Below are 14,935 nucleotides of genomic sequence, written 5' to 3'. Positions count from 1 at the left end.
CTTTCCTGTGATATTATTCAAAAGTTTGTCTGCCCACTGCTTGGCTCAGAGGGTCTTTGGTGTTCAATCCAGTTAAATTGCAATTTAACGTTGCCAATCTCGATGATGTCCTCGTCGTAGAGTTCATCTGTATTTATTTTTTTAGTATTGACAAAAATTACACCTTTCAAACAGCGTATATCTATATTTTTTTTGCCTAACCGCCAAACTATAACTAACTCGGCATCAGAATTGGTCATGGCAATAGCTGGTATCAAATCACTCAGGCATACTCTACCCTTCTGTAGGTGAGTGAGACTAATTTCTTCGTCTTGCGATGATTGTGGCAGTGGTTCCAGTACTACCAACGCTCCTTCTAAGCGATCGCGGTTACGGAAATCTTCGACTAATTCCAAGGGGGTTTTGCGTTGAATTAAACAAACTACTATCAGTGAAATTAACAACACCAACAGCACTAAGAGCAACCAAATAACTATTTTCCGCCATAGGGGCATTAAAATATACAGATGAGCTTTTGCACTGACAGGGCTAGCAATTGAGTTATCTGGGGTTAGGGCTAAGGTGAAAGTGCGATCGCCTGCAAAACTGCTATCAGTAACCTGCAACTGCACAGGAATTTTTGTTTCTCCTGGTTGTAAGGATATGGCTGCTGAAGGTTCTGCTATGGAAACGTCTTTAGAATTGCCTTGCAGTTGTAAGCTAGCTGTTCCAGATATATTGGTGCGAACTATAAAAATTTGGGTTTCAGTGGTTTTGCCTGCTTCTATTGAGCCAAAATCTATCTTTGTCGGTTCTATTTGCAGTTGTGACTGAATGGTTACAGGTAGGTCAATTTTTATTGGTGCGATCGCTTGATCTGCGCTGATCAACACCAAGCGCAAGTTATTCGCGCCCCCCTTTGCCTCTGCTGGTATCTGTAAACGCACGGGAATGGCTGTTGCTTGATTAGCAACTAAGTCGATGGTGCGATCGGGTGAAATTAAGCGAATACCACTTTGCTGAGGGTCTTCCAGTTGCAAGCTTACCTTAGCATTGACATTACTGATGCTATTAATTTTGAGCGGTTCAGTAGTTGCTCCTGGCAATACTGGCGGTAAATTGGCAGTGGGTAGATTAACATCAAGCTTGGGCTTAATTAGCGCTGGTCGGATATTTTGAGCCAGTTGGTTCAGCTGAACTCCTCCAGGATCTCGCAATACTTGCCCCTTACCGCAAAGTGCTGGATTGCTAGCAAAGTCATTCAGTTGCTTTTCGTGTTCTTTTAATCCTAAAGACACAAAAAATATGTAGGGCTTGCATTGTTGCTCACTTAGAAACTGGGTATTCCCAGGAATAGAAACGGGATTAGGAATACCACGCACATCTTCTAATCCGTCCGTCAGAAATACGATGCTGACAGTACGACCAAGAGCGTCAGCACGTTTATTTAAGAGGGCAGAATGTTGCAAAGCTTTTTGCACAGCTTTACCTGTATGAGTACGCACACCATCAGCTTTAAGTGAGCTAATTATTTGCTTGAGTTTGCCTCTGTCTGGATTACTGTTGATAGTGATATCATTGGCGTTTAGGGTGACATCTTTATCAAAGCTATAAATAGTAACTGTATCACCTAATCTAGCCGTATTAACAAATTCAGTAATAGAATTTTTTACTGGCTCAAAAATATTTTTAGTTCCACCTACACCACGCATGGAAGCAGAAGTATCTACTACTAAAATCCAGTCAATTCCCCCTTTAGTAGTTGTCTGAGCAGATGCACTACACAAGTTAGGAATTGATATTAAGGCTAAAACAATAATGCTTCGGATTGAACTAAATCTCAACCAATGCTTGAAGTATCTAAAGCTCATTGATAGATTCCTCCAAGCATATAAATTTTATATTGGTCTTCCTGAAAGCGGTAGCTTAAGAGTTTAGATTTAATCCTATTAATGCTTATAAATATTTTATAGCATCCATAGACTTCTCTTTGTTGTAAACTGAGAATCCATAAAGTGACAGTTATAATTTGATGCACTAATTCCATTTCATTACCTAAAAAATCTATATGTAAACTTAATATTAGTATTACAACAGCAATCTAAAAAATAGATTCAATATGTAAATGCAATAAATAATTTAAAAAATTGATTTTAATTTAATTATTTATGCAAAGTATTGAAAATTACTTTAATACTTAGATAGTAATTAAATCCTGAACAACTAATTGCTAACAATTTGCAATTTAACAAGATTTACAACAGACTGAATTAATAGAAAACTTTGTTTGGCAAAAGTTATCCAGCTAATTATTTTTCTCTGAATCAAAATTAATAATAGTGTTTGTCGGCATTTTATCAAGTTATATGTTAACCACTATTTTCAAAAATGTCACGTTTTTTCGGAGATATTCAAGTTATCAAAAGATACCTGTTTAACTCTTTCTAGACTCAGTAAATATATACAAAATAGTTGAGATAATTGCCAATATAATTTTATATTTACGTTTAATTAGCCTTGACAGTGACAAAGATAAATTGTTAAAGCTTGTAGTTATAGCAGTTCTCGTACAGGTAAGGTAATTAACCACAGCACATCTGTACTAATCTTCTCTGTGGGAATGCGAAGCGCATCTGCGTTTAAATTTCAACCCTTAATTCGTCACGATTTCACGCAAAGCTGTACTAAGAATCATGAACAGCTAACGGCAACAACAAGCGATTGACTACCCGATTATCTGGTAACTTATAGAAATTCAACTCTCCTCCTAGTTCCTGCATGAGGTTTTGGCAGATCGCCAGATGTAAAGCTGGTGGTTGGTCGAGGTAGGAAGGAGCAAGCACATCTTTAGGTATATTTTGATATAGTTCTGTGAGTAGCTCTGGTTCGATCGCACCGTTATATGTGATTGATAATTCTAGCGATGTCTGATGTTCAGCCCCTTCACTTGTAGAAGAATGCTTTGTATCTGAGGGTTTTGACGCATCTAAACGGCGACACCAAATATCAATTCTGCTGCCGGTTTGAGAACGGTTACAGGCAGTAACCAATAATTCATGGATAACTAATTCAATTTTGACAATATCACCAGCGATCGCGATTGCAGATTGAGCGCTGGAGGCAGGAACGCTTCTAACTAATGAAGAATTCTTGGGCGATTCTTGCTCGTCAATTGATTGTCCCAAACCATGTACCCCAATCCACAGCTTTTGTTGTTTGAGTAAATTTTCGATCCGTTCGAGCGATCGCTTCAGTAAACTGGCTATGGGCATAGTTTCCCAACTGATATGTAGCTGCCAGTTCTCAAGTTTTAGCATTCCACTCATAGAGGTGGCTGTATGATCTAACTGCCGCAGCAATAGCTGGTAGCGCATCTGAGTCAGTTCATTTGCAGGAATGCCCAAATCGTGTATTTGTTTAAGGGAGTGCGCTGTTATTCTTTGAATTTCCTCTAGGCGACGATGTTTGTACCAATTAAGTTGTCGTAATTCTTGGGTTGTGGATTCTAAAAGTCGGGTAATTTGCTTTTCACGACGCCACCAGGCTAATTGAGAAATCAGAGTTACTGTTGCACTGAGGTTTTGTTCTGACCAACGACGCTGTTGATAGTCTACTAGCAACACTACACCAGTGGTTTCATAATCAGCAGTTGTACGTAATGCCATTACCAAAATTTGACTTTTGTCTGGAACATTCAACCATTTCCGGGTTTCTGGAGGTAAATTATCTACCTTCAAAGTCAGGTAAGTCTCTGTAGCAAGTGCCCACTGAATTAAGGCTTCAGCCTGGATAGAAATAGATGCATCAGAAAAAATCCCAAATTGGCTATTGTCAATCACTCCAGGGATAATTTCTGCCCAACTTTCACCAGGTGCCCAAGATAGCATTAGCGCTAAGGGACAACCCAAAATTGATGCTATTTGTTCGAGGGCTGTACGTTCTAAATGCTTTTTTTCGACCTCAATGCTGTTCTGGGATTGTGTCAGGATGCGTAAGCATTGCTCAAATGCCTGGGAAGTTTTTTGCTGCTGGGTGGTGCGGTTATGTAATTGCCACTGACGAACAATTACACCAATCTGTTGACTGACCGCCCACAGCAATTCCTTTTCTAGAGTTGTCCAAGAACGATGGCTTTCATGAGTAATCACCAAAAGTGCTGCTGGTATATGTTCGTGAGTGCATTTACAAACAAGTAGCGATCGCACATTATTCTCTAACAACGAGGGTCGCCAGTTAAAAAAGCGTAAATCTTCATCTAAGTTCTCAATTTCCACTGCTTGAGTTGAACTTTGCAAAAGCTGCCCATCTAATTCTTTGAGAGTATGCAGGGTAAATGTCAACGGTCGGCGATTATGGGGCTGACTTTGGTAAGTAAATTGATAATTCTTCTGCTCAGGGTCATACTGCAACAGTAAAAAGCGGGTAGCACCTAATCGAGCTAAAACTCTTTTAGCACAATTATGTAAAGTTGTCTGAAGGTCATGTTCGCTATAGATACCTTGGGCAACTTGGCTAGTGAGTTGGGCATCCTCTTGAATCTGTTTAATAGTGCTTTCCATGTTTTCGGTAGGTGTAACTAGGGAGATTAAACCTGCAACACCCTGGACGAAATTTTTGTCTGTGTCCGTCCAAATGCGAGGTTCATTGCTTTCCACCGCCAGAAAACCGACTAAGTTCTTTTGCCAGATAATCGGAGCTGCTAGGAGCGATCGCACGTTCAAGCGTTCCAGCAATTTTGCCGTAAAATGGCTTTTTAAAGAACTGCGGGCATCACCAATCGAGACTATTTGGTTAACTGCCAAAGCATAATAAAAATCGCTCAAGTCCTGTACAGTCATTCCCGCTGCTTGCTGACTGCTAGAATTGCGATCCATTTTGACCAGCTGATTACTCATTCGACACCAAAAGTAGCGCCCTTCTCGCTCAAACCAGTAAACATTTGTCCGGTTGGGGGAGACAAATTTATGAGTTGCTTGCACCGCTACTTCCAGTCTTTGATTCAGGTTACTGAGGGTGCGTAAATTTTCTAGCAATTCTAATAATGGCTCGTCGGTTCGCCTGGTTTGCTTTTGGTGTTTATGCATTTCATTTTGATAAAGCACTGCCCCTAGTTCACCTAAAACCATCATCAAACGTGCTTTTGCTTCTCCAGTCAGTAGGTAGCCCCAGCGTTCTGAACCCAATAACAGCAAGCCCAAGCAACGGTCTTTGTAGCGAATTGGTAAAATAATCGTTCCTTGGATGTGGAATTTTTCGGCCATTTTTCGCCATTCAGCGGCACGGATTTCAGTTTGCAAATCAGCTACGCCCAAAGGATGCTGTTCAATTACTACTTGCTCTAATAAATCCCCAGGACTTAGAACAACCCTTTGGCGTAAAAAGCTCGTGTCACGATCGGGTGTGATGCCCCCTTTGCCAAATAATATGTGATTCAGGCGATCGTAAAGAGCAATCCAAATCAGTTTGTAGTCAAACTCTTCTTTGAGATAAGAAATAGTAGTTTCAATCAGAACGTCAACATCATCTTCTTCCCTGAGGCTCTGGAGGACGCGCCCCAAAGAGAGGATCTGCTGTTCGGCGGCTATAGGTTTTTGCGGCTGCCCCATCTGATTTATTGGTTAACATAACTTGTAATATATAAGATGCCCAGAAAAGCACCCTGAGTAATATTGCGACAGGTGTTTGCTAAAAATTGTAGGTAACAGGTTCGTTGAAGTTAGATTATGGAGTGCTAGGTAAATGGGCGAAACTCCTTCTGATGCTCAAGAGGAGCAGAGACAAGTCTCAGAGGATGAGCGAGAGTCTGCTGAAGATACCAGGCTCTCACAAGAAGAGCAGCGACAGCTTGCTGAAGAAATGAGAAATTCTGCCGAAGAAACCCGGCAGCTTGCTGAAGAAATGAGAAATTCCGCCGAAGAAATGCGGCAGATTGCTGAAGAAATGAGAAATTCCGCCGAAGAAATGCGGCAGATTGCTGAACAAGTACGGCTATGAAAAGAAGAACTCCGACAAGCTAAAGAGGAAGCACGGCTATCAAAAGAAGAACTCCGACAAGCTAAAGAGGAAACGCGGCAGTTTACCGAATTCGCGTAGTTTTAAGGATTGAAATGGATATTTATCAACTTGCGATTCGTCCGCTTTTGTTTAATGTGGTAAAAACCGATTCAGAGTGGTTACACCAACAGACGATTCGCAGTTTTAATTGGCTATCGCAAACCCCTGCTAGTTGGATAAACCAACGCTTAAAGCAGTCTTTATGTCTGTACGATTCCCGCCTAGAACAAAATTTGTTTGGGCTAAACTTTCCAAATCCTGTAGGGTTAGCAGCTGGCTTCGACAAGGATGGTGTAGCTGCTGGCATTTGGTCTAACCTGGGTTTTGGCTTTGCAGAACTAGGAACTGTAACTTTTCACGCACAGCCAGGAAATCCGCCTCCCCGTTTGTTTCGTCTACCGTTGGATAAAGCTGCTCTCAATCGGATGGGCTTTAATAACAGTGGTGCAGCAGTAATGGCGGCACGTTTGGCACAAGAAAAGCATGAGTTAACCCGATCGATACCTATAGGAATAAATTTGGGTAAATCTAAGGTAACTCCCCTAGAAGCAGCCGCAAAGGATTATCTCGATAGTTTTTGTTTACTCAAGGATTTGGGAGACTATTTTGTTGTTAATGTCTCTTCTCCTAATACACCAGGGCTGCGATCACTCCAAGATGCTTCTATGCTCAGTGCCATCTTAGATTTATTACAACAAGAAAATATTACACATAAACCGATTTTTGTCAAGATAGCCCCAGATTTATCATGGGAAGCGATCGCTGACATTATTTCTTTAGCCAAAACCTACCACCTGGCGGGAATTATTGCTACTAACACCACGATCAGCCGTGATGGACTGAAAACCCAAGTGATTGACCAAACGGGCAAATCACCCCAGGAAGAAGCTGGCGGAATTAGTGGTGAACCATTACGCGATCGCTCCACTGAGGTAATTCGTTTTATTTGGCAGCAAACTCAAGGACAAATCCCGATTATTGGTGTTGGTGGCATCTTTTCTGGTGAAGATGCTTGGGAAAAAATTACTGCTGGTGCTAGCCTAATCCAAGTTTATACAGGCTGGATTTACGAAGGGCCGCTGATGGTACGCCGCATTCTAGCTGGTTTACTTTCCAAGCTAGAACAAAGTGGATTAAATTCCATCAATGATGCTGTAGGTTTAGAATTCAAAAATCAACGAAGGCAGGAGGCAGGAGGCAGGAGGCAGGAGTAAGGAGTAAGACTGTCCGTACTCTAGAACTGTTGCGACCAGAGGGAGCAAGGGTTTAAGACAACAGCACTGAACTCTCGTTCAGGGCGGCCAAATAATTCTCGGTCGAATCAAGGGATAATTTTCCCCTCTTGCCTCCTGCCTTCTTCAAACTTCTTTCTCCACTGGGAAAAACTCCTTAGTTTTTTCCGAGTATGACCAGGCAATACCATCAGGGTCTTTGTTGCGACTCCAGTCAGGAAACTCTGGATCGTTTCGCCGTTTATAAACCGTGCTGGAATAGACATTTAGCCGTTTAGCAAGTTCAGATTGAATCAGAGAGCCAAAAATTAACTGTTTTTCCAGCGATAGTTTAGTTTCCTCATGGGTTTGCTGTGGGAGTGATTCGGTTTCTGGTTCTTCATCCTGTGTGGTTGGTAGTGGTGCTAGGAGCGATCGCGCTGTTTTAGTAACTGGTTGAGCCGGCAGTTCTTTAACAGGCTCACTACTATCAAGAATATTGCCGAGAATGCTGGCAGTTATAAAGTAATAAGACTGCCCTGCCTCTTCAGAGTTGACTATACTAGCACCAAATTCCGAGGCTTTAGTATCCAAGTAGCGTTTTGCCGTTGTTCCAGGAAAATTGCCCCTGATTGCCAAGTCCATTGGCGTCAGTCTGCCCTGATTTTCACGAACCAATTGATGAAAAATTGGGTTAACTCGCACAGTCCACTGTTGCCATTGATATTCCTGCCAAAGCTTGAAGGCAATTACCAGCACAATTACCGCCAGTAAAATTCTCCAAGTGGCAACTAGGAAAATAATCAAAAACGAGATGGGCAAAAGTAGAACGAGAAAAGCCTTGCCGTCACCTTCTATGGGTTTCTCACTCATGCCGATTTTTGCCAAGTGAATTTTGAGAAATAATATTATTATATTGGCAAAAATTGAGACACTTTTTTGTATCTTTTGGCAAAGTCGCGGCAAATTTATCGGCAAAATCTTTACTCAGTAGAAGTTATAGGTTTATCAACCTTCTGCTTATCTAATATTGGTCTGCGATCGCGCAAAAGTTTTTTAACAGAGAAAATAAGAGGGTTTTGATGAGAGCGATCGCCATACATCTCGGATAATCTGCTCGCAAAATTCTGAGCAGTGGCTTGCTTGTGCCGCTCAGACTTCTCTTTCCAAAGCAATAATTCGTGCATTAGCTTGCCAGACCCTTGACAATAGATAATACATATACTACATTAATAATACAAGTCAACTTTCATTAGGGAGTTAGCTTTCACCAGTAGCGGATAGCTCAAATGGCAGAGCGCCCACCTTGCCCGGAAGGGCCGACATATCGAGGGTTATCGCATATAACTAAAACAGCCTTGATCGAACTTCTGGAGGTGCAGGTAAAAATCCTGTTCCGCTACACCAAATTCAGTGCTGAGTTCTAAATTGTCATGTAGTGGGTAGCCAAGTGGTAAGGCACTTAATATCCTTATTCACCCCTTGCCTGCAAAGGCCGACGAATTGAGGGTTATCAAGCATTCGCGGGTTCAAATCCTGCTCCACTACACCAAATTTAGTACTGAGTGCTGAAATTTCAATTTTGAATTTTGAATTTATATGTGGTGGGTAGCTCAGTGGTTAGAGCGCCTAAATATCCTTATTCACTCCTTGCCTGAAAAGGCCGACGAATTGAGGGTTATCGCCTGCCAAGCGGGAGGTGGCGGGTTCGATTCCCGCTCCACTACACCAATTAATTTTAGATTTTAGACTTCGGCTACGCTCAGTCGAACGATTTTGGATTTTAAATTGAATTTAAAATTTGAAATCCAAAATTTCATGTGGCGGGTAGCTCAGTGGTAGAGCGCTAAACATCCTTGTTCACCCCTTGCCTGCAAAGGCCGACGAATTAGGGTTATCGATTAGGGTTCGAGAGGTCGCAGGTTCAAGTCCTGCTCCGCCACCCAAAACTTAATTTTGAATTGTCATCTGGTGGGTAGCTCAATCTGGCAGAGCAATGAACGGGTTAATTCCCATAGTCCTTAGTTCAGAAACTTGCCTGCAAAGGCCGACGACTCGAGGGTTATCGTTAATTCATCGGTTGCAGGTACCCTACGGGAAGCAAGCTACAAATCCTGTTCCACCAGAGTAAATTTTGTGTTTTTAATTTTCATGTGGCAGATAGCTCAGTTGGTAGAGCGCCGAAAAACATCCTTGTTCACACCTTGCCTGCAAAGGCCGACGAATTAGGGTTATCGCCTCTTAAGCCGGATGTCGCGGGTTCGATTCCTGCTCTGCCACCTTTCATTTTTGCCTGCAAGGGCCGGGAGATGAAACGATGAATTACAATTTTTTCACTAAAAAGAAGACAACTACACCTCAAAATCAACCTATCCCCGGACGAGAAGCAGAAATGGTTCAGGGACGTTCCGGCGGTTGGATGTTTGATGCTGGTATTTGGAAAATGCTGCGCCGTTGTTTGTTGGTTGGCACAGCAAAAAGCACTTACTACGCTGGTAAACAGGAATTAACTGAGGATTTTGTGACAGTTGTCAGACAAGCTGTTGCCGAAAATCCTGGACGTGTCGCAGAAGAAATTCTCTATGCTAGCGATGGACGCGCCATCAATAACAGTGCGCCTATCTTGGCTTTGGTATTGCTCTCTATGGGTGAAGCACCAGAAGCAAAACAGGCGTTTGGTGAAATATTTCCGCAAATTGTCCGCACTGGTAGCCACTTCTACGAATGGCTGAACTACACCAAATCTCTGCGGGGATTTGGTAAAGTAGTGCGGGAAGCTGGTAAAACTTGGCTCTCAAGGGAAGATGTCAAGGGTTTAGCTTATCAACTGTTGAAATATCAACAGCGTCAAGGCTTCTCCCACCGAGATGCGTTGCGGTTGTTCCATGTCAAACCGCCTACAGAAAATCACCGTAAACTATTTGAGTGGGTAGTTAGAGGCTGGGAAGATTTGCCAGCAGATATGCCCTCAGAAGCGTTGGCGCAGATTTGGTGGTATGAGTGGCTGAAACGGAATCCTACCCAAACCCATGAAGCTATTTCCCAAGGACGCTTAACCCACGAAATGGCTGCACCAGTCGGCAAAATGGATCAGGAAGCTTGGCAGCTACTATTTCAGGAAATGCCAATAGGTGCAATGTTGCGTAACTTGGGTTCTTTAACTGAACTGGGTGTGTTGCGAACAGATGAAAGTGCCAACTTGCTGCGAGTGGAAGCAGTTCTTAACAACAAGGAACATCTGCGTAAAGGTCGCATCCATCCAATTGATGTTTTGAAAGCACTCAAAACATATCAATCTGGTGGAACATTAGGACGCAGTAAGAAAACTTGGAATCCAGTTCCTCGGATTGTAGACATTTTAGAAAAGGCGGTTGAACTGTCTTTTGATGTTGTGCAACCCACAGGTAAAGTATTCATGCACGCCGTGGACGTTTCTGGTTCTATGGGTAGCATGGTTGCAGATATGGGACTGACTTGCTGTGAAATTGCCACCACAATGGCACTGGTGACAGCAAAAGCAGAGAAAAACTACATGATTCGTGGTTTTGCTACCGAATTCCAGGAATTAAGTATCACTGCCAAAGATAGTTTTAGTTCTGCGGTTCGCAAAGCTAGCAATCAAAACTTCGGTGGAACGGATGCGTCTGTAGCTTATGACTGGATGATTAAGAATAAGTTCAAAGCAGATGTAGTCTGCTTTTGGACTGACTCGGAAAGCTGGGCTGGGTATAAGCATCCAAGTCAAGCGCTGAAGGAGTACCGCAAAAAGGTAAATCCCAACGTCAAGGCAGTGTATGTCACCTTAACACCTTACCAGATTACTTTGGTAGATCCTGAAGATTCGCTGTCTTGGGATTTGGCAGGGTTCGACCCAGGTACACCTCGGATCATCCAGATGCTAGCTACGGGTGAATTATAGATATTGCTGAAGGGTAAAGGATGAAACTACTTTATCCTTCATGCTTCATGGCGGGTTATCCTTGTTCGCAACTTGCCTTTCGGGGCCGAAGAATTTAAGGTTATCGGTTACGTCTCCACCATTGTGGGGATAAGCGGGTTCAATCCCCGCACCCGCCTTTGTTTTTGATTTTTACCTCACGCAAAGAAGAAGGCGATTTAATTTTTGAATGGTCGTTTTTCTATTTCAGCGATGGGTAAGAGGAGGGTGTCTTCGATGTGCGTAGGCGCAGCCCGTCGTAGACATCGCATTTTTCAAACTTCCCAGTTAAAATTATACTAATTAAATTAAAAATCTTGCTATAAATGTGCTGCAAGATTTTTCACTTATTTCTAGACTATAAATTGCTTGTTTTACTTCCTTTATTTGTTGTTCCAATGACAGCTTATTTAGTATTTTTAGGGACTGCTTTAAGTTTACTTTGCTCTCCTCAAGAGCTTCTTTACTTTCGTTAATTTTTATAATCTGATGTAAAAATAATCCAAGCTCATGTAAACTTATTCCCCTATAATAATGACAACAAGCTAAAGATAAAAGTACGTTAATAATTAATTTATCTTCTTTAACTCTAGTTGCAATGACTAAAGCTGTTTGAAGAAAATCTTGGCTTACTTGAAAACTTCTTTGGCAGTATTCAAATTCTTTCTTACTTTCTATAGGCTTTCCTTCTTTTTCGTCAATTATTCCTAATCTGTGTGTAGTTAATGCAAATTTATAAAGTACTATACCTAAATTACTATAACAATCAATATATTCAAAAATCATATTTCTGATAGCTTGAAAAAAAACATTGTCTAATAAGTTTTGCTCTTGTCTTAATTCCTCAAAGCAACCTACTCCATAAAACTCCATAGAATGATAAACAACTTCTAAGGCAATAGTTTCCTGTTTAGTAAGTTCTTGTTTTATTGCTATCTCTGCATTTTGTATATTTAGATACATTTGATCTTGAGTATCATTCACTTTCGTGCAAGTAATTTTTGTGATAATTGTTTTGCAATTTTCAGATATTAATGTAGATAAAAATATTCCAGCTTTAGCGTGAGATTGTTTCCAATCATCTGTTAATTTAAGTCTTTCTATCGCTTCTTGGCGGATAAGTTCATATAAATAGTATCCTTCACTGCTAAACTTCACTAAAGCTCTGTTTTTTAAATCCCTGATAAATCGGAGTTTATTTCGCTCATTTTGCTCATCCCAAAGTAAGCAAAAAATTCCTTTTTCAGAGATTACAGGAATATATTGATAACGGTAACATCCTAAGCGACATAAAAGTTTATAGGCTTGGGGATTATCTTGTTGAAGTTTGTTAAACTGGCGTTGAACAAGTTTTTCTAGAGTTGGATGCCTCAATAGTTCATCACGATTATCCTGCCAGTAAACTTTTAAATTTCCTTGCGATTCCTTTAAAATTTCAGAACTCAGGAGAGACATAGCAAAGGCATTTCCGCCATAGGCTCGATTTATTTCATAAAGAGCATTAGTATCTATAGTAATGTTGTGACTAACAAAATAATCCCCCCAAGATTTATGTTTCAACTCTTGTAGCCAATAAACTTGAAAACTTTTAAGCTTGATTAAGTCGGGTTCATGCAGTAACTCACAGCTTGTGATCAGGGTGACTGACTGCACACTTTGATGAGCTAGTACTGTTAATATTTCTATATAGTTACTATTATGTGTTTCTCTGAATTCGCCATTTCTCAAAGCAAATTCAAGATTATGAATTAACACACCGATTCTTTGTTCTTGGAGTTTGCTTTTCAATTGCTCCATCATAGTCATAAAATCTTGTTCTGGATTCTCTTTAAAATGATATCTGAGCTTGACTCTAACCCAATCTTCTAATGAGTTAAGGTTTTGGGATGTACTTCCTACACGCAGTTCAAGATATTCTAAACCTTGAAGCTCAAACCAATTTGTAGCTAAGGTGGTTTTACCTATACCGCCCTCTGCGTGAATTAAAATAACTTTTCCACCTTCATTAACTAGTTTATTGAGGTGTGCGATTGCATCCTCACGCCCCACAAAATCAGAATTTTCAGATATCGTTTTCTCTTCACTGTAATTTTCATTTTGTGTTAACTCTGAAGTATTTTGATTTAATAACTCAGGCTTGTACTTAGCAAATAGAGCAATTAACTCTGGAAGCTTTGAACGGCGTTCGTCTGAAAATTCATTATTTAAGCCAAATAACTTACAAATTTCCTCACGATGTTTTCTGACAGTTGATTTCTGAATGTGCAGGAATTTGGCGATCGCTTCATCTTTTTCGTTAGCCAGTACTTTCAGCAGCACCTCTCGCCGTCTTTCAGTTAAGCGATTAAATACTGCATTGAAATGTTGTTGATTCATAACTCTTAGCGCATCACAACCACAGTACACATCTGTGTACTCGATATAGTCACAAAGACTCACAGCATGTGTATTACTTGTGTACTAGGCTAACGCAAAAGTTGATGTAGTAATTCACTCCTCGCAACTTATGAAATCTACCTACATCAACGGCAGATGCTACTACAAAGGCAATAGTGGCGTTCTTCTTCCTGCTGTCACCACTGTTTTAAAAACGACACAGCCACCGGAGTCTCTAGCCGCCCTTTCCTATTGGCGTAATAAAGTTGGCGATGCAGAAGCAAATCGAATTGCTGCTAACAGCCGTCGCCGAGGAAATGCCTTGCACCAATTGATTAAAGAACACCTGCAAGGTTACTCGCCCAAACCTGACAACAGCCTGATTCAGCCTTACTGGGATAGTGTTCAATCTGTGCTAAACCGACTTAGTGATATTCAACTGGTTGAAGAAGCCGTACCTAACTATAAAGAACTTTACGCCGGGAAAGTTGATTTAGTTGCTCGTTATCAAGGTATTCCGTATTTAATTGAATGGACTACAGCCGAGGAACCAAAACTGAGAATTGATAAGCTTTATGACAAGCCTTTACAACTAGCTGCTTATGGTGGTGCGATTAATCGGCATTATAGCGATCGCCTCTTTAACTGCAAAATTAACCATGCTCTGATTGTCGTAGCTTTGCCAGGTGAAGAAGCAGAGATTTTTAAATTTGATCGTGCTAGGCTAATTCATGTCTGGCATCAATGGCTTAATCGGCTGAAATCTTTTATTCAGAAGGTGAATATTTTTTAACAAAGAAGCTATTTCAAGATGTGATGAAAAGTGCAGAAAAAATTAATTGGCATCGGGTGATTAATTCTGCTCAAAATTGGCTGGCTGATATTGCCATTGAACAAGGCGATCGCGATGAAGCTCAAAAGCTATTAATTAAAGGCTTAACTGTCGCCGAAAGCAGCAATAATAAACGGCGTCTGGCTCGTTATCAACGTTCTCTTGCCCGCTGGGAGAAAAAGTGGGGAAGTGTCCAGAAAGCTTGCCAATTATCAACTCAGGCTATTAATGGTTTTGAGCAATTGGGAATGACAAGGGATGCAGAAGAGATGCAAACTTTACTTGATTCTCCATAATTATCTGCAAACAACGCATTTCTATTTGTTTTCTAGTATGGCTGCTGGCCAAATTAGGCAATGGGCTACACCTCACGGACAGCGATCGCACTTCTAAGTACTACATAGACAAGATGCGTTATTTGTCAAAAAAATGTAATATAAGTTAGTAATGATTGGGCGATCGCTGTTCTTTTTCAATCTAATACTATTAATGCGGCAATATCATACATATCAGCCTGATTTCATCCCAAATTGTCCACCCAAAGAC

Annotated in this window: 10 protein-coding genes and 5 tRNA genes; 10 read left to right on the top strand and 5 right to left on the bottom strand. The window is 41.0% G+C overall.

Annotation, left to right across the window (positions count from 1 at the left end; translation table 11 throughout):
• Positions 1 to 17 precede the first annotated feature (17 nt).
• The gene (locus NLP_RS29495) at positions 18 to 1,850 is read right to left on the bottom strand and encodes a vWA domain-containing protein (protein ID WP_104909423.1); all 1,833 of its coding nucleotides are present in this window, start codon (positions 1,848 to 1,850) and stop codon (positions 18 to 20) included.
• 813 nt (positions 1,851 to 2,663) lie between these two features.
• Positions 2,664 to 5,585 carry a GAF domain-containing protein gene (locus tag NLP_RS29485; RefSeq protein WP_104909421.1) on the bottom strand — a complete coding sequence of 974 codons (2,922 nt, stop codon included), beginning with the start codon at positions 5,583 to 5,585 and terminating at the stop codon, positions 2,664 to 2,666.
• A 133-nt stretch (positions 5,586 to 5,718) separates the two neighbouring features.
• Here NLP_RS29485 and NLP_RS29480 point away from each other — a divergent pair, with 133 nt between their 5' ends.
• Positions 5,719 to 5,973 (top strand): hypothetical protein, encoded by a 255-nt coding sequence (locus NLP_RS29480; RefSeq protein WP_104909420.1) that lies wholly within the window; start codon positions 5,719 to 5,721, stop codon positions 5,971 to 5,973.
• Positions 5,974 to 6,086: 113 nt separating this feature from the next.
• Complete coding sequence (locus tag NLP_RS29475) at positions 6,087 to 7,247, top strand: quinone-dependent dihydroorotate dehydrogenase (protein WP_104909419.1); 1,161 nt, start codon at positions 6,087 to 6,089, stop codon at positions 7,245 to 7,247.
• Positions 7,248 to 7,391: 144 nt separating this feature from the next.
• On the opposite strand, the gene NLP_RS29470 is transcribed toward NLP_RS29475, so the two are convergent.
• Both NLP_RS29470 and NLP_RS29465 read right to left on the bottom strand, forming a co-directional pair.
• On the bottom strand, positions 7,392 to 8,117 hold the full coding sequence (locus NLP_RS29470; RefSeq protein ID WP_104909418.1) for a hypothetical protein: 726 nt from the start codon (positions 8,115 to 8,117) through the stop codon (positions 7,392 to 7,394).
• Between the two features lie 110 nt (positions 8,118 to 8,227).
• On the bottom strand, positions 8,228 to 8,431 hold the full coding sequence (locus NLP_RS29465) for a hypothetical protein (RefSeq protein WP_104909417.1): 204 nt from the start codon (positions 8,429 to 8,431) through the stop codon (positions 8,228 to 8,230).
• Positions 8,432 to 8,517: 86 nt separating this feature from the next.
• Here NLP_RS29465 and NLP_RS33780 point away from each other — a divergent pair.
• From NLP_RS33780 to NLP_RS29460, 6 genes are all read left to right on the top strand, one after another.
• Positions 8,518 to 8,651, top strand: a tRNA-OTHER gene (locus NLP_RS33780).
• 28 nt (positions 8,652 to 8,679) lie between these two features.
• Positions 8,680 to 8,796, top strand: a tRNA-OTHER gene (locus NLP_RS33775).
• A 49-nt stretch (positions 8,797 to 8,845) separates the two neighbouring features.
• A tRNA-OTHER gene (locus tag NLP_RS33770) sits at positions 8,846 to 8,975 on the top strand.
• Positions 8,976 to 9,065: 90 nt separating this feature from the next.
• Positions 9,066 to 9,190: transfer RNA gene (locus NLP_RS33765), tRNA-OTHER, on the top strand.
• A 208-nt stretch (positions 9,191 to 9,398) separates the two neighbouring features.
• Positions 9,399 to 9,524 (top strand) — tRNA-OTHER (locus NLP_RS33760).
• A 37-nt stretch (positions 9,525 to 9,561) separates the two neighbouring features.
• A complete protein-coding gene (locus tag NLP_RS29460; protein ID WP_104909416.1) occupies positions 9,562 to 11,163 on the top strand; it encodes a TROVE domain-containing protein in 1,602 nt (533 codons plus the stop codon).
• A 321-nt stretch (positions 11,164 to 11,484) separates the two neighbouring features.
• On the opposite strand, the gene NLP_RS29455 is transcribed toward NLP_RS29460, so the two are convergent.
• The gene (locus tag NLP_RS29455) at positions 11,485 to 13,557 is read right to left on the bottom strand and encodes a hypothetical protein (RefSeq protein ID WP_104909415.1); all 2,073 of its coding nucleotides are present in this window, start codon (positions 13,555 to 13,557) and stop codon (positions 11,485 to 11,487) included.
• Positions 13,558 to 13,687: 130 nt separating this feature from the next.
• On the opposite strand from NLP_RS29455, the gene NLP_RS35295 reads away from it, so the two are divergent.
• On the top strand, positions 13,688 to 14,350 hold the full coding sequence (locus tag NLP_RS35295) for an exonuclease (protein WP_234017113.1): 663 nt from the start codon (positions 13,688 to 13,690) through the stop codon (positions 14,348 to 14,350).
• 23 nt (positions 14,351 to 14,373) lie between these two features.
• Complete coding sequence (locus tag NLP_RS29450; protein ID WP_234017112.1) at positions 14,374 to 14,685, top strand: tetratricopeptide repeat protein; 312 nt, start codon at positions 14,374 to 14,376, stop codon at positions 14,683 to 14,685.
• Positions 14,686 to 14,935: the final 250 nt, after the last annotated feature.

It is taken from the genome of Nostoc sp. 'Lobaria pulmonaria (5183) cyanobiont', assembly GCF_002949795.1.
Classification (GTDB): domain Bacteria; phylum Cyanobacteriota; class Cyanobacteriia; order Cyanobacteriales; family Nostocaceae; genus Nostoc.
Note: the sequence above shows the minus strand (reverse complement) of the source record. Positions and strands in the feature narration are given on the sequence as shown.